Annotated in this window: 18 protein-coding genes and 1 tRNA gene; 15 read left to right on the top strand and 4 right to left on the bottom strand. The window is 67.3% G+C overall.

All coding sequences use genetic code 11. The features are described 5' to 3' along the window. Positions 1 to 23 precede the first annotated feature (23 nt). From ccoG to ACUTAG_RS06530, 3 genes are read left to right on the top strand one after another with little or no spacing between them, the layout of a single operon-like run. Positions 24 to 1,514, top strand: a complete 1,491-nt coding sequence (gene ccoG, locus ACUTAG_RS06540) for a cytochrome c oxidase accessory protein CcoG (RefSeq protein ID WP_148318363.1) — start codon at positions 24 to 26, stop codon at positions 1,512 to 1,514. 22 nt (positions 1,515 to 1,536) lie between these two features. Then, positions 1,537 to 1,773, top strand: coding sequence for a FixH family protein (locus tag ACUTAG_RS06535; protein WP_035183144.1), 237 nt, complete (start codon positions 1,537 to 1,539; stop codon positions 1,771 to 1,773). Between the two features lie 19 nt (positions 1,774 to 1,792). Continuing rightward, positions 1,793 to 2,029, top strand: a complete 237-nt coding sequence (locus tag ACUTAG_RS06530) for a hypothetical protein (RefSeq protein WP_026383281.1) — start codon at positions 1,793 to 1,795, stop codon at positions 2,027 to 2,029. A gap of 395 nt (positions 2,030 to 2,424) precedes the next feature. Here ACUTAG_RS06530 and ACUTAG_RS06525 read toward each other — a convergent pair whose 3' ends face one another. Then, positions 2,425 to 3,351, bottom strand: coding sequence for a LysR family transcriptional regulator (locus tag ACUTAG_RS06525; protein ID WP_058665047.1), 927 nt, complete (start codon positions 3,349 to 3,351; stop codon positions 2,425 to 2,427). Positions 3,352 to 3,471: 120 nt separating this feature from the next. On the opposite strand from ACUTAG_RS06525, the gene ACUTAG_RS06520 reads away from it, so the two are divergent. Genes ACUTAG_RS06520 through ACUTAG_RS06505 form a run of 4 tightly spaced genes read left to right on the top strand, consistent with a single transcriptional unit; the run spans position 3,472 to position 7,668 of the window. Then, entirely contained in the window at positions 3,472 to 4,446 is a 975-nt protein-coding gene (locus ACUTAG_RS06520) for a Bug family tripartite tricarboxylate transporter substrate binding protein (RefSeq protein ID WP_020929006.1), read from the top strand. Between the two features lie 7 nt (positions 4,447 to 4,453). Next, positions 4,454 to 5,497, top strand: a complete 1,044-nt coding sequence (locus ACUTAG_RS06515; RefSeq protein WP_006387536.1) for a 4-hydroxythreonine-4-phosphate dehydrogenase PdxA — start codon at positions 4,454 to 4,456, stop codon at positions 5,495 to 5,497. Positions 5,498 to 5,554: 57 nt separating this feature from the next. Continuing rightward, positions 5,555 to 6,727, top strand: coding sequence for an L-rhamnonate dehydratase (locus ACUTAG_RS06510; protein WP_020929005.1), 1,173 nt, complete (start codon positions 5,555 to 5,557; stop codon positions 6,725 to 6,727). Positions 6,728 to 6,732: 5 nt separating this feature from the next. After that, positions 6,733 to 7,668 carry a dihydrodipicolinate synthase family protein gene (locus ACUTAG_RS06505; RefSeq protein WP_148318365.1) on the top strand — a complete coding sequence of 312 codons (936 nt, stop codon included), beginning with the start codon at positions 6,733 to 6,735 and terminating at the stop codon, positions 7,666 to 7,668. A gap of 27 nt (positions 7,669 to 7,695) precedes the next feature. Here the strand turns inward: ACUTAG_RS06505 and ACUTAG_RS06500 are convergent, their stop codons facing one another. Then, positions 7,696 to 8,979 carry a phospholipase A gene (locus ACUTAG_RS06500; protein WP_035199989.1) on the bottom strand — a complete coding sequence of 428 codons (1,284 nt, stop codon included), beginning with the start codon at positions 8,977 to 8,979 and terminating at the stop codon, positions 7,696 to 7,698. A 245-nt stretch (positions 8,980 to 9,224) separates the two neighbouring features. Further along, positions 9,225 to 10,727 (bottom strand): L-piperidine-6-carboxylate dehydrogenase, encoded by a 1,503-nt coding sequence (gene amaB / locus ACUTAG_RS06495; protein ID WP_148318367.1) that lies wholly within the window; start codon positions 10,725 to 10,727, stop codon positions 9,225 to 9,227. A 124-nt stretch (positions 10,728 to 10,851) separates the two neighbouring features. Between amaB and ACUTAG_RS06490 the strand changes: the two genes are divergently transcribed. From ACUTAG_RS06490 to ACUTAG_RS06460, 7 genes are all read left to right on the top strand, one after another. Then, the gene (locus ACUTAG_RS06490; RefSeq protein ID WP_006387541.1) at positions 10,852 to 11,607 is read left to right on the top strand and encodes an amino acid ABC transporter ATP-binding protein; all 756 of its coding nucleotides are present in this window, start codon (positions 10,852 to 10,854) and stop codon (positions 11,605 to 11,607) included. Positions 11,608 to 11,821: 214 nt separating this feature from the next. After that, a complete protein-coding gene (locus ACUTAG_RS06485; RefSeq protein WP_024069953.1) occupies positions 11,822 to 12,613 on the top strand; it encodes an ABC transporter substrate-binding protein in 792 nt (263 codons plus the stop codon). A gap of 37 nt (positions 12,614 to 12,650) precedes the next feature. Next, positions 12,651 to 13,343 (top strand): amino acid ABC transporter permease, encoded by a 693-nt coding sequence (locus ACUTAG_RS06480; RefSeq protein ID WP_006387543.1) that lies wholly within the window; start codon positions 12,651 to 12,653, stop codon positions 13,341 to 13,343. 2 nt (positions 13,344 to 13,345) lie between these two features. Beyond that, positions 13,346 to 14,035: an amino acid ABC transporter permease gene (locus tag ACUTAG_RS06475; protein ID WP_006387544.1), complete on the top strand. Its 690-nt coding sequence runs from the start codon at positions 13,346 to 13,348 to the stop codon at positions 14,033 to 14,035. 9 nt (positions 14,036 to 14,044) lie between these two features. Continuing rightward, positions 14,045 to 15,337 carry an NAD(P)/FAD-dependent oxidoreductase gene (locus tag ACUTAG_RS06470; RefSeq protein ID WP_054473143.1) on the top strand — a complete coding sequence of 431 codons (1,293 nt, stop codon included), beginning with the start codon at positions 14,045 to 14,047 and terminating at the stop codon, positions 15,335 to 15,337. Positions 15,338 to 15,349: 12 nt separating this feature from the next. Beyond that, positions 15,350 to 15,934 (top strand): helix-turn-helix domain-containing protein, encoded by a 585-nt coding sequence (locus ACUTAG_RS06465; protein ID WP_058665044.1) that lies wholly within the window; start codon positions 15,350 to 15,352, stop codon positions 15,932 to 15,934. A 108-nt stretch (positions 15,935 to 16,042) separates the two neighbouring features. Next, a tRNA-Arg gene (locus ACUTAG_RS06460) sits at positions 16,043 to 16,119 on the top strand. A gap of 95 nt (positions 16,120 to 16,214) precedes the next feature. Here ACUTAG_RS06460 and ACUTAG_RS06455 read toward each other — a convergent pair. After that, entirely contained in the window at positions 16,215 to 16,658 is a 444-nt protein-coding gene (locus tag ACUTAG_RS06455; protein ID WP_158070860.1) for a GNAT family N-acetyltransferase, read from the bottom strand. Positions 16,659 to 16,811: 153 nt separating this feature from the next. Here ACUTAG_RS06455 and ACUTAG_RS06450 point away from each other — a divergent pair, with 153 nt between their 5' ends. Next, positions 16,812 to 17,699, top strand: coding sequence for a manganese catalase family protein (locus ACUTAG_RS06450; RefSeq protein ID WP_107316374.1), 888 nt, complete (start codon positions 16,812 to 16,814; stop codon positions 17,697 to 17,699). Positions 17,700 to 17,707: the final 8 nt, after the last annotated feature.

The following is a 17,707-nucleotide window of genomic DNA, read 5'->3' as shown; positions in this document are numbered from 1 at the left end:
GGACTTACCGCACGGAGCAGCAAATGGATGATGGGTCAACCGCAAGCGTCAGCAGCTCGCCTGGCGGCGACCCGCCACCCTGGCGGCCGCACGTGCGGCCGCCCCGGCCCGGGCAGGAGACGCTGGAGCAGACCCTGGCCGGCGTGCGCAGCAAGATCTATCCGCGCTCGGTCAGCGGCATCTTCGCGCGCTGGCGCATTGCCTTCGTCTTTCTCACGCAGCTGATCTTCTACGGCCTGCCCTGGCTGCAATGGAACGGCCGCCAGGCCGTGCTGTTCGACCTGGGCGCGCGCAAGTTCTACCTGTTCGGCCTGGTGCTGTGGCCCCAGGATGTGGTCTACCTGGCGGTGCTGCTGGTGATCTCGGCGCTGGCGCTGTTCCTGTTCACCGCGGTGGCCGGCCGGTTGTTCTGCGGCTACGCCTGTCCGCAGACCGTCTACACCGAGATCTTCATGTGGATCGAGCGCAAGGTCGAAGGAGACCGCATCGCCCGCATCCGGCTCGATGAATCGCCCTGGACCTGGCGCAAGGCGCGCCTGAAGGTCACCAAGCACTTCCTGTGGATCGCGCTGGCCTGGTGGACCGGCTCGACCTTCATCGGCTACTTCGCGCCGATCCGCGAACTGGGCCACGAGCTGTTCGCGCTGCAGCTGGGGCCGTGGCAATGGTTCTGGATGGTGTTCTACGGTTTCGCCACCTGGGGCAACGCCGGCTTCATGCGCGAGTCGGTGTGCAAGTACATGTGCCCGTACGCGCGTTTCCAGAGCGTGATGGTCGATCCCGACACCTTCGTGGTGACCTACGACAAGCGTCGCGGCGATCCGCGCGGCGGCCGTTCGCGCAAGGTCGACCACAAGGCCGCGGGGCTGGGCGACTGCGTCGATTGCAGCCTGTGCGTGCAGGTGTGCCCGACCGGCATCGACATCCGCGACGGGCTGCAATACATGTGCATCGGCTGCGGCGCCTGTATCGACGCCTGCGAGCAGGTGATGGACAAGATGCAGTACCCGTCCGGGCTGATCCGCTACACCTCGGAGCGGGCGATGCTGGAAGGGCTGTCGACCCGGAGCGCGCGCTCGCACCTGCTGCGCCCGCGCGTGCTGATCTACGGCACGCTGATCCTGGGGCTGGCGGTGGCATTCGTGGTGTCGCTGACGCTGCGCAACCCGCTGCGAGTGGACGTGATCCGCGATCGCGGCGCGCTGGGGCGCGAGGTGGCCGGCGGCATGATCGAGAACGTGTACCGGCTGCAGATCATCAACACCTCGGACTCGCCGCTGCGCTTGCGGCTGTCGGCCGATGGCATGCCCGGACTGGCGGTGCGCGCCGGGCAGGGCGAGTCGGACGTGGTGGAAGTCGAGGCGGCGGCCAACAAGCTGGTGCCGATGGTGATCCGCGCGCCGGCCGGCGCCGAGCCGGGCGCGCACCCGATCACGCTGCGGGCCCGCGCCCACGATCAAGAGAACCGGCCGGTCGAAACCGACGAAGCCGCGAGTTTTTATGTCCCCGAGTGATTCCGAACCAAGGATGCCAACGATGAATACTGTCCATCTTGCCGCGCCGATGCCGGCGAAACCCTGGTACCGCGAGTTCTGGCCGTGGTTCCTGATGGCCGGGCCGTTCCTGGCGGTGATCGGCTGTGCCATCACGATCTACCTGGCCTATACGCAGTTCGGCAACCAGCCGATCCAGGAAGGCGTGGTCAAGCGCGGACTGGTGATCGAGCAGGCGGAGCCGCTGCCGACGCCGCCGGCCGCGGTCGGCGTTCGTTGATGATTTCCGGAGGCGCGCCATGGGGTTGAGGTCGTTGATGTGGATACTGTGGCCGTCGTTCCTGGCGGCGGCCGTGGGCAGCGCGATTGTCTTTGCGTTGATCGACCCGTTGGACGTGGCGGTGTTCGGATATGTGCCGACGGGGCGGGTGGGGTTCTATACCGTGTCGTTCTTTCTGCTTTGGGGGATGGCGGGGGCGTCGAGTGCGTTGACGGCTTATTTGATGCCCAAGGTGGAGGAGGATCCGGATCTTTAGGTCGGTTCTTTTTTGGGGGCTTCGTGGGGGGCGTTGTTGTGGGCGCGCTTCGTAGGTCGCCCCTCGCGGCGGGCGAGTCGGTGGCGGGCGCCCACGATTGCGGTCCGGAGCGTTCGCTCCGGACTGCCCCGTTGTCATCCTCGTCCTCGCCTTCGGCGACTCCTTCGGATTCCCTCGGGCGCATCGAGGTTGCCCGCCACCGACTCGCCCGCCGCGAGGGGCTGCGAGCGTCTTGGAGCGTCGCGTTGTCAGAACGGTGGGGGCACGGAGAGGTTTGCGGGGCCCGCCCCAGGTCGGCCGCGCGGGCGGCCTTTTGGGGCTTACGCGGTGTCTTGCGTCGGGGCGGTGTTGGGGTGTTAGCGGCTGGCGATATTTGTCCTGGGTGTGGTGCGTCTTTATTCCGTGTCGTGCAGCAGGTCCACGAAGTGTCGGGCGGGCGCGCTTAGCGGGCGGTCCTTGGGGATGATGCTGCCGAAGGCGGTCAGGGTGTGTTGGAGTTGGTAGGGGATGATGGCGAGCAGGCCGTGGCGGGCGTAGCGGCTGGCGACGGAATCGGGAATGACCCCCAGCATGTCGGACTTCATGGCCAGGTTGGTGGTGGTGAGGATCGAGGCGGACTCGATCAGGCCCTTGGGCAGGGGCGTGTCGTGGGCGCGGAATTCCTGTTCCAGGACGTCGCGCATGGGGCTGCCGTGGGGTTGCAGGATCCACGGATAGGCTTGCAGGGCTGCGAAGCCGACGCGCTTGCGGCGGGTCAGGGGGTGATCGACCGCGGCGATGACGGAGAGGGCCTCGTCGCCGATGGGGCGGAAGACGTAATGGCGTTCGGATAGCGTCAGCATGCGGCCGATGACGACGTCGAGCCTGCCCTCGTTCAGCCGTTCGATCAGCAGGTCGCTGGTGCCGGTGGAGATCTCCACGGCCAGTAGCGGGTAGGTCCGCTTCAGGCGCAGCAGGGCGTCGGTCAGGTGGCCCGGCGAGGCGGCCATGATGCTGCCGATGAACAGTTTGCCGGCGCTGCCCAGGCGCAGTTCTTCCAGTTCCCGCGCCAGCGATGACACCGTGCCGCGCATGCCGCGGAAATACTCCATCACGCATTCCCCGGCGGCGGTCAGCGCCAGGCCGCGGCCGACGCGCTCGAACAGCGCTTGGCCGATGGCCAGTTCCAGTTCATGCAGCATCTTGCTGGCGGCGGACTGCGTCATGTTGAGCTGGGTGGCGGCGGCGCGCAGGGTGCCGCGTTCTTCGATGGCCAACAGCAGCACGATCTGCCGCATGCGCAGCCGCGACAGCAGCGCGGGGACGTTCGGGACGCGTTCCATGATTGATCGCTTGTGGTGAACGGTTGGTGCAAAAGTTTCATTTTACGGAAACAGCGGTTGTTTCTAAGATGCAGGCATAACAAAGCCCGCTACGGGCCATAAGCCCCCAAGGAGACAACCATGAAGACTCGGCTTTATGCCGCATTGGCGGCGGGCGTGCTGTGCCTGTCCGCCGCCGTATCCGCCCAGGCGCAGAGCGCCGACTGGCCGGCCCGGCCGCTGCGCCTGCTGGTGGGCTCGGCCCCCGGCGGCGGCACCGACGCCATGGCGCGCGCCGTGGCCGACAAGCTTGGGCCGATGCTCAAGCAGACCGTGGTGGTGGAGAACAAGCCGGGCGCGTCCAACACGCTGGCGGCGGACCTGGCGGCCAAGTCGGGCGACGGCCACACCATGGTGATGGGCGTGTCCACCGCGCATGCGATCGCGCCGCACCTGCTCAAGCTGGGCTACGACAACGACCGCGACCTGACGCCGGTGGTGTTCGTGGGTGCGGTGCCGAACATCCTGGTGGTCAACAACCAGTTGCCGGCCAAGTCGGTGCAGGATCTCATCGCGCTGCTCAAGCGCAAGCCGGGTGAATACAACTTCGCCAGCAGCGGTTCGGGCAGCACCCAGCACATCGCCGCCGAGCTGTTCAAGGACGCCACCGGCGTGCAGATGACCCATATTCCCTATCGCGGCAGCGGCCCGGCCATGGTCGACCTGATGGGCGGCCAGGTGCAGATCGCCTTCGAGACCGCGTCGTCCGTCATTCCGCACATCAAGAGCGGCAAGGTGCGCGCGTTGGCGGTGCTGAGCGCCAGGCGCAATCCGCAGCTGCCCGATGTGCCGACCATGGCCGAGGCCGGCGTCAGCGGCGTCGAGATGAGCGCCTGGTACGGCATCTACATGCCCGGCAACACGCCGGCGGCGGTGCAGCAGCGCGTGCATGACTCGGTCAATGCGGTGCTGGCCATGCCCGAGACCCAGACACGCCTGCAGGCCATCGGCGCCGACATCAGCCCCATGAGCCAGGCGCAGTTCGCGCAGTTCCACCAGGCCGAGAACCAGCGCTATGCCGCCATCATCAAGAAGAACCATATTTCCGTGGAATGAACGCAGCATGAGCATCGAAAGCAACCCCGCCGCCAAGCCCGTCATTGCCCTGACGCTGGGCGACCCCGCCGGCATCGGCCCCGAACTGATCGCGCGCCTGCTGGCGCGGCCCGAGGCGGCGCAGCTGGCCAACATCGTGCTGGTGGGCGATGAATGGCTGTGGCGCGAGGGCCAGCGGGTGGCGGGCGTGCAGGTGGCGACGCAGGCGGTCGACGGCTTCGGCGCGGTGCGCACGCGTCCTGACACCCGCCTGCCGGCGTGGCTGGCGATGGACACCGTGCGGCGCGAGGACGTCAACCTGGGGCAGGCGCAGGCCCCCGGCGGCGCCTCGGTGTTGCGCGTGCTGGACGCCTGCATGGACGCGGCGCTGGCCGGCCATATCGACGCCATCTGCTTCGCGCCGCTGAACAAGCACGCGATGAAGCAGGGCGGCCTGCGCCACGACGACGAACTGCACCACTTCGCGCAGTACCTGGGCGTGACCGGCTACTTCTGCGAATTCAACACGCTGGGCGAGCTGTGGACCTCGCGCGTGTCCTCGCACATTCCGCTCAAGGACGCCGCCGCCGCGCTCAGCATCGACGGCATCAAGGCCGCCACGCGGCTGATCTACCAGTCGCTGCAGGCCAACGGCGTGGCCGCGCCGCGGGTGGCGGTGGCGGCCTTCAATCCGCATGGCGGCGACGGCGGCACCTGCGGGCGCGAAGAAGTCGACATCATCGCCCCGGCCGTGCGCCAGTTGAACCAGGAAGGGCTGCCGGTGCAGGGCCCGTTCCCCGCCGACACCATCTTCCTGAAGGCGCAGGCGGGCGAGTTCCAGGCCATCGTCACCATGTACCACGACCAGGGCCAGATCGCGATCAAGCTGCTGGGCTTTTCGCGCGGGGTGACGGTGCAGGGCGGCCTGCCGATCCCGATCACCACGCCGGCCCACGGCACCGCCTACGACATTGCCGGCCAGGGACGCGCCAGCGTCGACGCTACCTGGCAGGCCTTCCGCATCGCCTGCCGCATGGGCCTGTCGCATCGCGCCGCGCGCGCGGCGGCCTGAGGCGGCCGTTCTTTACCGTTCATCGCATCGTTCGACCCCTTTTCGCAGGAACCCCCCATGAAGATCAAATCCGTCCGCGCCCGCGTCTTTGAATGGACCGGCAAGACCGTGCCGCCGCAAGGCAACTTCTGCTCCAACGCCATGGACCTGCTGTATTCGCCGCAGGAAACCATGAGCACCTTCCGCTTCCACGGCTGGACCGTGGTCGAGGTCGAGACCGATGACGGCTTCGTCGGGCTGGGCAACGTGGCGCTGGCGCCGCGCGTGGCCAAGGCCATCATCGACCAGTACCTGGCGCCGCTGGTGATCGGCCAGGACCCGTGGGACTACGAGTACCTGTGGCAGCGCATGTACCGCGCCACCCACGCCTGGGGCCGCAAGGGCGTGACCATGGCGGCGATCTCGGGCGTGGACCTGGCGATCTGGGACATCCTGGGCAAGTCGGTCGGCAAGCCGGTCTTCAAGCTGCTGGGCGGACGCACCAAGGAGAAGATTCCGGTCTATTACTCCAAGCTGTACCGCACCGACCTGAAGGCCATGCAGGAAGAGGCCCAGACCTATCTGGACCAGGGTTTCACGGCGTTCAAGATGCGCTTCGGCTACGGCCCGGCGCACCTGCAGCGCGGCGTGGCGGAGAACCTGAAATCGGTCGAGGCGGTGCGCGAGGTGATCGGCTACGACACCGACCTGATGCTCGAATGCTACATGGGCTGGAACCTGGAGTACGCCAAGCGCATGCTGCCCAAGCTGGAGAAGTTCGAGCCGCGCTGGCTGGAAGAACCGGTGATCGCCGACGACATCGACGGCTATGCGGAGCTGAACCAGCTGACGTCCATCCCCATCTCGGGCGGCGAGCACGAGTTCTCGCTGTATGGCTTCAAGCAGCTGCTGGACCGCAAGGCGGTGTCGGTGGTGCAGTACGACACCAACCGCGTCGGCGGCATCACGGCCGCGCACAAGATCAACGCCCTGTGCGAGGCCTACAGCGTGCCGGTCATCCCGCACGCCGGCCAGATGCACAACTACCACCTGACCATGAGCACGCTGGCCTCGCCCATGAGCGAGTATTTCCCGATGTTCGACGTGGAAGTGGGCAACGAGCTGTTCTACTACATCTTCGACGGCGAGCCGGTGGCCAGGGAAGGCTTCATCGACCTGGACGACAACAAGCCGGGGCTGGGCCTGAGCCTGAAGACCGAATACCTGAAAGACTTCAACATCATCGAGTGAGCGCCATGACCACGACGACAGTGCCGGCGCCGCGCTATCGCGGCATCTTCCCGGTGGTGCCCACCATCTTCACCGAGTCGGGCGAGCTGGACCTGCCGGGCCAGAAGCGCGCGGCCGATTTCATGATCGACTGCGGCGTCGACGGCCTGTGCATCCTGGCCAACTTCTCCGAGCAGTTCTCGCTGTCGGACGACGAGCGCGAAGTGCTGACGCGCACCTTGCTGGAACACGTGGCCGGCCGGGTGCCGGTGATCGTCACCACCACGCACTACGGCACCCAGGTATGCGCGGCGCGCAGCCGCCGGGCGCAGGCGCAGGGCGCGGCCATGGTGATGATCATGCCGCCGTACCACGGCGCCACCCTCCGCGTTGCCGAGGAGCAGGTGGTCGGGTTCTTCCAGCGGGTGTCGGACGCCATCGACATCCCCATCATGATCCAGGACGCGCCGGTCGCCGGCACGCCGCTGCCCGCCGCGCTGCTGGCTCGCATGGCGCGCGAGATCGCGCAGGTGTCGTACTTCAAGATCGAAACCGCCGGCGCGGCCAGCAAGCTGCGCGACCTGATCGCGCTGGGCGGCGCGGCGGTGGAAGGGCCGTGGGATGGCGAAGAGGCCATCACGCTGCTGCCGGACCTGGACGCCGGCGCCACCGGCTCCATGACGGGCGGCGGTTTCGCCGACGGCATCCGGCCGATCATCGAGGCGCATCGCGCAGGCCGCGCCGACGACGCCTACCGCCTGTACGAGCGCTGGCTGCCGCTGATCAACTACGAGAACCGCCAGGGCGGCATCCTGACCGCCAAGGCCTTGATGAAGGCGGGCGGCGTGATCGCCTGCGACGCGCCGCGCCATCCATTTCCGGCCATGCGGCCGGAAGTGCGGCAGGGCCTGCTGGACGTGGCGCGGCGGCTGGATCCGCTGGTGCTGCGCTGGGGGCGCTAGGACGCCAGGCCGACGCCGGCCTGCGCGTCAAGGCACCAGCGACAAGCCGATGCGGAACTGCGATTCGTTGCGCTGGTTGTAGCCCAGCAGCGTTTCGCCGTAGCCGTTGAAATACTGCAGGTGCAGGTAGCCGTTCATGTTGAGCCAGGTGCGCTGCAGCGGCCAGGCGAAATCGAGCTGCGTGGTGCGGCGGCGCTGGTCGCCCTGGCGGTACATGGCCGAGACCACCGCGCCGTTGTCCTGCGCCCAGCGCAGGTTCCAGTCGACGCGGCCGGCGTAGTCGGCGTAGTCGGAGTTCTCGCTGGCGACGCCGAAATAGGCCTTGACCTTGGGCGCGAAGGTCAGCGTGCTGCCGCCGTCGAAACGGTAGTTGAACTGCGGCTGGATGTAGGCGTCGTTGACCGAGCGCGAGTCGTCGCCGGCCTTGCCGTTGGAGTTGTGTTCGACGCCGGTGTTCAGCCCCAGGCGCCAGCTTTGGCTTTCCGACTGCCACATGTTGTCCGACAGCCAGAACAGGCTGGGGTTGAAGGTGGTGTCGATGAAGGGCATGGAATCGCCCTGCAGGTCCCACAGCGAGGTCTGGGTATAGCCCAGGTAGAAGTTCTCGCCCCAGGTCGCGGGCCGGTTGCCGGACGGGCTGAACAGGCGGTACTTGGCGCTGATCTGGAAACGCGCGGTGGTCTGGCCGCGGGTGCCGATGTCGAAGTACACCGGCTTGTATTCCGAGATCGCGCTGCGGAAATGATCGAAGGCCGATTGCTGGTAGGACGAGACGGCCACGCTGTCCGGCGCCGGGCCGCCTTCGGGCGATGCGCCGGCCGCCGTGACCACGGCCGGCGGCACCGGCTGGCCTGTGCGCGGATCGACCACCGGGACGGGAGCGGGCGTGCTGGCCAGCGTGCCGCTGTCGCGGCCGGTGGCGTCCAGCGCCATCATGGCCGGCTGGCCCTCGATGGAAATAGCCTGCAGGCCGCGGGCGCTGGCGGGCACTTCCGCGCTCCAGGCCATGCGCGCGAAATTGTTGACCGGCACGCTGTAGCTGGCCTTGCCGCCTTGCAGCTTGGCCAGGCTGCGCACGATCTGGCCGTCCTGGCCGCGCCATTGCAGCACCAGTTCGGGCGGCGCCTCCCAAGTGGCGCGGGCGTTGCCTTCGTTGAAGTACACGGCCTCGATGGTGACGGTGTCGCCAGGGGCGGCCGAAGGACGGTCGAGCCGGTAGGACACGCCGGCGGTGGCTGTGCCGGCCAGGCCCAGCGCCAGGGCGGCGACCAGGGTGCGCGGGGGAAGGGCGATGCGTCGGGACGAAGTCATGGGAGGCGGGTGGAATCTGTGACGATGCAATGTAGCATCGGCCCGGCCTACATTTTGTAAGTCGGGCTTATCGGATGTAGGACTTGCAACATGGGCGCGGTAGCGTGGACGCGCCGCCGGCCGCGTCCCGCGTGTCCGCGGGACCCGCTGGCGCGCGGCTGCCGGCCGATATCGGCGCCCCGCAAGGCAGGATGCCCCGTGCATCAGCGACGATGCGCGGGGCCTCTTGCCCTATGGCTGGCGGCTTACTCGCCGAACTTGATGCCCTGCGCCAGCGGCAGGTTGCGCGAGTAGTTGATGGTGTTGGTGGCGCGGCGCATGTAGTTGCGCCAGGCGTCCGAGCCCGATTCGCGGCCGCCGCCCGTTTCCTTTTCACCGCCGAAGGCGCCGCCGATCTCGGCGCCCGAGGTGCCGATGTTGACGTTGGCGATGCCGCAATCCGAGCCCGCCGCCGACAGGAAGGTCTCGGCCTCGCGCAGGTCATTGGTGAAGATGGCCGACGACAGGCCTTGCGGCACGCCGTTCTGCAGCGCCAGCGCCTGGTTGAAATCGCTGTAGCGCATCACGTACAGGATCGGCGCGAAGGTCTCGTGGCAGACCACGTCGGTCTGGCCGGGCATTTCGGCGATGGCGGGGCGCACGTACCAGGCGTCCGGGTACTGGTCGGCCAGCACGCGTTCGCCACCCGTGACCTTGCCGCCCTGTTCACCGGCAGCCTTGAGCGCGGCCTGCATGGCGTCGAACGAGGCGCGGTCGATCAGCGGTCCGACCAGGTTCTTGCCGTCCAGCGGGTTGCCGATGGGCGCGCTGGCGTAGGCTTTGTGCAAGCGTTGCAGCAGATCGTCGGCCACGCTTTCGTGCACGATCAGGCGGCGCGTGGTGGTGCAGCGCTGGCCGGCGGTGCCGATGGCGCCGAAGACGATGCCGCGCGCCGCCATGTCGAGGTCGGCGGTGGGGCCGACAATGATGGCGTTGTTGCCGCCCAGTTCCAGCAGCACGCGGCCGAAGCGCTGCGCCACGCGCGGGCCGACCTGGCGGCCCATGCGGGTCGAGCCGGTCGCGGACACCAGCGCCACGGCGTGCGAATCCACCAGCGCCTCGCCGACGTCGCGGCCGCCGATCAGCACTTCCGACAGGCCGGCCGGCGCATCGCCGAAACGCTGCAAAGCCTGCGCGAACAGCGCCTGGCAGGCCAGCGCGGTCAGCGGCGTTTTTTCCGACGGCTTCCAGACCACGGCGTTGCCGCACACCAGCGCCAGCGCCGCGTTCCAGGACCACACCGCCACCGGGAAGTTGAAGGCGCTGATGACGCCCACCACGCCCAGCGGATGCCAGGTTTCCATCATGCGGTGGCCGGGGCGCTCGGAAGCGATGGTCAGGCCGTAAAGCTGGCGCGACAGGCCCACGGCGAAGTCGCAGATGTCGATCATTTCCTGGACCTCGCCTTCGCCCTCGGCCAGGATCTTGCCGGCTTCCAGGCTGACCAGGCGGCCCAGTTCGCGCTTGTGCTTGCGCAGCACTTCGCCGAACAGGCGCAGCAGTTCGCCGCGGCGCGGCGCCGGCACGTCGCGCCAGGCCAGGCTGGCCTGGCGGGCGCGGGTGATGGCCGCGTGGGCCTGCGCCACCGTGTGCTCGTGGACCTGGGCCAGCTCGGCGCCGTCGATCGGGCTGCGGGCGACGAGCGTGCCGCCGGTCAGGGTCGCGGGGTTGAGGCCGAGTGCGCGCAGGATGTCTTGGGGCGTGTCCATACCGGTTCCTTGGAGATGCCGGCGAAGGCGGGCCTTCGCTTAAGGGTTATGCCTAAGTGGCGATTCTGGAAATAAATTTACTATACGAAACTCCAGCGCGAAATGCGAAACCTTTTTGAAGGCCATGCTCGTGTCCGAACCCCTGCTCGTAGTCGAGGCGGTCACCAAGACCTACCAGCGCGACGGCCAGCCCGATCACCTGGCGCTGGATGGCATCGACTGCCGGCTCGACCGCGGCGAGGTGCTGGTGGTGGTGGGGCCGTCGGGCTCGGGCAAGAGCACCTTCCTGCGCACCCTCAATGGCCTGGAGCGCATCGACAGCGGCACCATCCGCGTCGACGGCGTGTCGCTGACCGACCCGGCCACCGACGTCAACCGCTGGCGCACCGACGTGGGCATGGTGTTCCAGCACTTCAACTTGTTCCAGCACCGCACCGCGCTCGACAACGTGGCGTTGCCGCAGCGCGTGGTGCGCGGGCGCGATCGCGCCCAGGCCGAACGCTACGCGCTTGAATTGCTGGACCGGGTCGGCATGGCCGACTTCGGCCCGCGCTATCCCAGCCAGTTGTCCGGCGGCCAGCAGCAGCGCGTGGCGATCGCCCGCGCCCTGGCGATGGACCCCAAGCTGATGCTGTTCGACGAGGCCACCTCGGCGCTCGACCCCGAGACCGTCGGCGGCATCCTGGAACTGATGCGCGCCCTGGCGCGCGATGGCATGACCATGGCGGTGGTGACGCACGAGATGGGCTTTGCCCGCGACGTGGGCGACCGCGCCCTGTTCATGGACGCCGGCCGCATCGTCGAATCCGGCACGCCGGCCGAAGTCTTCGGCCAGCCGAAAGAGGCGCGTACCCGGGCTTTCCTGGAAAAGATTCTGTAGCGGGCGCGCCGCGCCGTTGGCGCCGGGCCCGCATTGCCGTTGGTTATTTGCGCATCACGCAGTCTTCGCAGCAAGCAGCACACCGCATCCGCATCAGGCAGCAACCGCATCAGGCAGCAAGCAGCAAGCAGGGCCGGCCCGGCCTGACCGGGCGCCGCCGGCACCAGGTGTACGCCCGGAACGACACATGTCTTTCATCCAGAAGGGGAAGCAAATGCTGAAAATCAAACAATGGCTGGGCGCCGCCGGCGTCGTGCTGGCCGTGGCCGCCATCGCGCAGCCGGCGCGGGCCGACGAGCTGTCGGACATCATCAAGCGCGGCGAGCTGCGGGTGGCGGTGCAGACCTCCGGCCCGCTGATGAGCTTCATGGACAAGAGCGGCAAGCGCACCGGCCTGGCGGTGGAAGTCGCCAAGCGCATGGCCGACGACCTGGGCGTCAAGCTGGTGCTGCAGGACTACGAATGGAAGGGCCTGATCCCGGCGCTGCTGTCCGGCAAGGCCGACATGGTGGCCGCCGACATGACGCCGACGCCGCAGCGCGCCGCCCAGGTGCTGTTCTCGACGCCCATGTTCTACGCCGACACCGTGGCGGTGGTGCCCAAGGACTCGCCCTACAAGTCGTACGCGGAACTGGACAAGGACGGCGTGACCGTCGGCGCGCTGGGCGCCAGCACCTACGCCGAGGTCGGCAAGAAGATGCTCCCCAAGGCCACGCTCAAGGAATTCTCCGGCGGCAGCGCGCCGGTGGGCCAGGCGCTGTCCAGCGGCCGCCTGGACGCCGGCATCATGTCGCTGTCCACCGCCAACCAGTTCCTGGTGGACTTCGGCAACCTGCGGGTGCTGGACGGCGTCATGGTGCGCGAGCCGCTGGCTTTCGCGGTGGCGCCCAATGCGTTCCGGCTCAAGTTCTGGCTCGACAACTGGCAGACGCTCAAGACCGCCGACAACACGCTGCCCGAGCAGATCAAGTACTGGTATTCGACCGACTGGAAAAAAGACCACTGATAGCGCGCATCCGCCACCCTTGACCGACAGGACCTGAATGGACTGGCTCATCGACTACTACAACTGGCGCATCGTCGGCCAGTACACGGGCCAGTTCGCCACGGGCCTGGTCAACACCCTGATCGCGGCCGGCGCCAGCCTGGTGCTGTCGGTGCTCGCCGGCATTCCGCTGGCGCTGGCGCACATGTCGGCGCGGGCCTGGGTCTGGCGGCCGGTGGCGGGCTACGTGCAGTTCATTCGCTCGACGCCGCTGCTGGTGCAGATCTACCTGGTTTACTACGCGGTGCCCATGCTGGTGCCCGGCGCCAAGGGCTGGAGCGAAATGCTGCTGGGCATCCTGGCCATGACACTGCACCACGCCGCCTACATGAGCGAGATCATCCGCGTCGGCATCGAATCCGTCCCGCGCGGGCAGATCGAGGGCGCCAAGGCCTGCGGCATGAATTACCACCAGCGCTTGCGCTACGTGGTGTTGCCGCAGGCTTTCGCCAACACGCTGCCGCCCCTGCTGGGGCAGACCGCCGTGCTGATCAAGGACACCTCGCTGCTGTCGTTGATCACGGTCTTCGAACTGGTGGCCGCGGGCGTGCAGATGAACAGCGAGCGCATCGTGCCCACCGAGAGTTTCCTGACCATCGCGGCCGGCTACCTGCTGATCTACGCGGTGATGCTGCTGCTGTCGCGCGGGGTCAGCCTGTGGCTGGCGGGTCCCGCCTGGAACGCGAGGTGAGCATGCTGGATTCCTACCTGTCCACCGCCGGCGTCGTGCTGCCGTTCCTGCTCAAGGGCTTCTGGGAGACCCTGAAGATCTCGTTCGTGGCGATCATCGCCGGTTCGCTGCTGGGCTTCGTCATCGGCGTGATCCGCAGTTACCGGGTGCGCGGCCTGCACCAGTTGCTCGGGCTGTATATCCATGTGCTGCGCGGCACGCCATTCCTGGTGCAACTCTATATCTTCTACTTCGTGTTGCCCGGCACCGGGATCGCGCTGCTGCATTGGGACTCGGCCACGGCGGCCTTCGTGTCGCTGTCGGTCTACACCTCTTGCTATGTGGCGGAGATCGTTTCCGGCGCCATTCGCGCGGTGCCGCGCGGCCAGACCGAGGGCGCCATGACGCTGGGCCTGCGGCCGTTGCAGATCCTGCGGCTGGTGATCCTGCCGCAGGCCATGCGCCTGATCGTGCAGCCGATGAGCGGGGTGTACGTGATGCTGATCAAGAGCACCGCCATCCTGTCGGTGGTCGGCATCACCGAACTGACGCGCCAGGGCGAAGTGTTCATCATCACCTTCCCGGCGAAGTCGCTGTTCATCTACGGGCTGATCGCGGCCATCTATTTCCTGTATTGCTATCCCTTGCTGCGGCTGGCCACCTGGCTGGAAAAACGCCTTACCGGCGGATTGCAGGGCGCAGGGCTGAACTGAACCAAGACCATGGCCACTGAGTACATCGACACCTACTACAAGCGCACGCTGGGCGAGGCGCAAACCTATTACGCACCGCTGGCGGGCACGGCCGAGGCCGATGTCTGCGTGGTGGGCGCGGGCCTGGCCGGCCTGTCGACGGCGCTGGAACTGGCGCGCCGCGGCCGCGCCGTGACGCTGCTGGAGGCGCGCCGCATCGCCTGGGGCGCATCCGGCCGCAACGGCGGCTCGGTGTCGCCGGCGTTCTCGGCCGGCGCCGACGCCATCCGTCGGCACGTCGACGAAGACCACTACCGCCAGCTGTACCGGCTGTCGATGGAAGGCGTGGAGATCATCCGCGACAACATCCGCGACCTGCGCATCGCCGATGCCCACAAGGTCGATGGCCGCTTGCGGGTGGTGCGCTACGAGGCCGCCGAGGCGCTGCGCCGCTATTGCGAGGACCAGCGCCGCGACTTCCAACGCGACGTGCGCCTGCTGGACCGCGCGCAGGTGCGCGAGCGGCTGCTGTCCGACGCCTACTTCCAGGGCATCGAAGACCCTGCGTCATTCCATTTTCATCCGCTCAACTATGCCCGCGCCCTGGCCCGCGAGTGCGCGCGGCTGGGCGTGCGCATCCACGAGGACTCGCCCGTCACGCAGGCGCGCCTGGATGGGGCTGTCAAGCAGCTGCGCACCGCCGCCGGCCAGGTCGACGCGCGCACCGTGGTGCTGGCCACTGGCGGCTACACCGGCGATGTGGTGCCGGCGCTGCGCCGGGCGATGCTGCCGATCGCCACCTACATCATGCTGACCGAACCACTGGGCGACCGGGTGCGCGAGGCCATCCGCACCCAGGCCGCGATCGGCGACGACCGCCGCGCGGGCAACTATTACCGGGTGCTCGATGGCGGGCGCATCGGCTGGGGCAGTAGAATCACCACCCGTGTCGATGACCCGCCCGATCTGGCCGAGTCCCTGCGCCGCGAATTGCTCAGCGTCTATCCCCAGTTGCAGGGGCTGCGCGTCGAGACCGCGTGGTCCGGGCGCATGGCCTACGCGCGGCATCTGATGCCGCAGATCGGCAAGCTGGCGCCCGATGTCTGGTACTGCACGGCCTTTGGCGGCCACGGCATGAACACCACCGCCATCGGCGGCCGTGTCGTGGCCGAAGGGATCTCCGGCGACAGCCAGCGCTACCGGCTGTTCGAACCCTTCGGCCTGGCCTGGAACGGCGGCGCGCTGGGCACGGCGGCGGTTCAACTCACATATTGGTCTTACCAGGCGCGCGATTGGTGGCGGGAGCGGCAATCGCGGGCATGACAGGGTGTACAGATGCAAGGCAACAAACAGAGCGTGTTGGCACAACGGCTGCGAGCCCTGCGCCAGGCGCGCGATTGGACGCTCAAGCAGGCGGCGCTGGCCACCGGCGTGTCCGCGTCCACGCTCTCGAAGATCGAGAACGGCCTGCTCTCGCCCACCTATGACAACCTGATCAAGATCGCCGCCGGCCTGGAGCTGGACGTGGCCGAACTGTTCACCGCGTCGGACGCCCACATGGGCACCGGCCGCCGCAGCCTCAGCCGCCAGGGCGAGGGCCGCCAGTACGAAACCCCGTATTACGACCACCGTCTGCTCTGCACCGCGCTGTCGCACAAGCGCATGATGCCGTTCCACACCCGCGTCAAGGCGCGTTCGTTCGATGAATTCCAGGACTGGAGCCGCCACGGTGGCGAGGAATTCGTCTACGTGCTGGAAGGCGAGGTCGAGCTGTACACCGAGTTCTATGAACCGGCGCGACTGAAGGCGGGCGAGAGCTTCTATATAGACAGCCGCATGGGCCACCGCGTGATCAGCCTGAGCAAGCAGGACGCGCTGGTACTGTGGGTGTCCACCCATGCCGATCTCGGCGAGGCATGATGCGTCGTCCCGCCTGATAAAGCGGGTCGGTTCGCCGCCCGCGCCCCAGCCCGGCCGCAACAGGGTAAAATGCGCCGCCCGGACCCGTTCCGGGCAGCCACACACCGCGCGGCAGTAGCTCAGCTGGATAGAGCACGGGCCTTCTAAGCCTGAGGTCGGGGGTTCGAGCCCCTCCTGCCGCGCCAGGATAAGCTGTGGAATCAAGTGCTTACGCGGAATTTCGGGCGGCGGACGCCGCGAATGGCGCGTCCGCGCCGGCACCGCCTGTCATGCCGCGTTGCTAGCCGAGCCGCAGCTCGAGCTGCGGTCTCACTCGTTCAGGGTCTCCTTCTATTGGCGCCGGAACAGCCTTCTTCCGTCTGGCGCCTTGGGCCATGTAAAACCCTTCCGCGTGGGGTTCCGCATCGATCGTCAATATCGTTGCGCCGCGTTTCCTGGCGGTGTCCACCGCATGGGCGAACAATGCGCGGCCAAATCCTTGGCCGATCCGCTCTGGGTCGATCCACAGATTGTCCAGCGCCCACGCGCCGTTATCGGCGGCCTCCAGCGTGTAGAAGCCGATAGTGCCGGCGTCGTTTTCAGCGACGATGAACGGACGCGCATCAACCCACGCTTCCTGCGGGGTCAGATCCTCGCGCCATTTTTCGAGTTGCCGCGCCGAGTAACCCCAATGCCCCTTCGCCGCGAGCGCGAGGGAACCCAGATGAGGGATGTCTGAAAGCACGGCAGGGCGAAAGCGCATTGGTGTTGTGAAGGGTTGAAGTTGGCCGGATATAGGGTACCGCAACCCGTGCTGCCATATGCGAACGCTTCGGCATGGCAATTGCTTGCGGGTCCCCCGCCCGGCCAATGACGGCCGGCAAAACGGGAGACGACCATGTTTGCTCACAACAAACGCTTGCAGTACACCGTGCGCGTCGCGCAGACCAACCCGGGGTTGGCCAATCTGCTGCTGGAGCAATTCGGCGGTCCTCAGGGGGAACTGGCGGCGGCGTGTAGATACTTCACGCAGGCACTGGCGGAGGACGACCCGGGGCGAAAGGACATGCTGCTCGATATCGCCACCGAGGAACTGAGTCACCTCGAAGTGATCGGTACGTTGGTGGCCATGCTCAATAAGGGGGCCAAGGGCGTGCTTGCCGAAGCCACCGAATCCGAGGCCGAGATCTACCGGCGCTTGAACGGGCCGGGAAACGATTCGCACGTTACGCAGGTGCTGTTCGGTGGCGGGCCCGCGCTGGTCAACTCCGGCGGGCAGCTTTGGAACGCCGGGTATATCGACACCATCGGCGACCCTTCCGCGGACCTGCGTTCGAACATTGCCGCCGAGGCGCGGGCCAAGATCATCTATGAGCGCCTGATCAACGCTACTGACGACCCGGGCGTCAAGGAAGCGCTGGGTTTCCTGATGACGCGGGAAGTGTCGCACCAGCGCTCGTTCGAGAAGGCGCTTTATTCGATGGAGCCGAACTTCCCGCCCGGAAAGCTGCCGGGCGACCCGCGTTTTGCCAACGTCTACTTCAACATGTCGCAGGGCGAGGGTGATATGCGTGGTTCGTGGAACAGTGACGAAAACTTCAACTACGTTTCCGAACGGGATGAGCAATGCGCGATCGACGGGGACGGGCTTGCATCGGTAGGTCTTACCGAGGATGAAACGCAGGCGCTGCAAGCCATGGTTGCCCGTACCGCGTCGGATCCCGCCGCCGACCCGGTGACGGGCACTGAGCTGGGCGACGGGAGTGCGATGGGCGACCGTACTTGACCGGTGGC

Source organism: Achromobacter sp. CSND-B12 (assembly GCF_052906545.1).
This window is presented reverse-complemented; position numbering and strand designations above follow the sequence as displayed.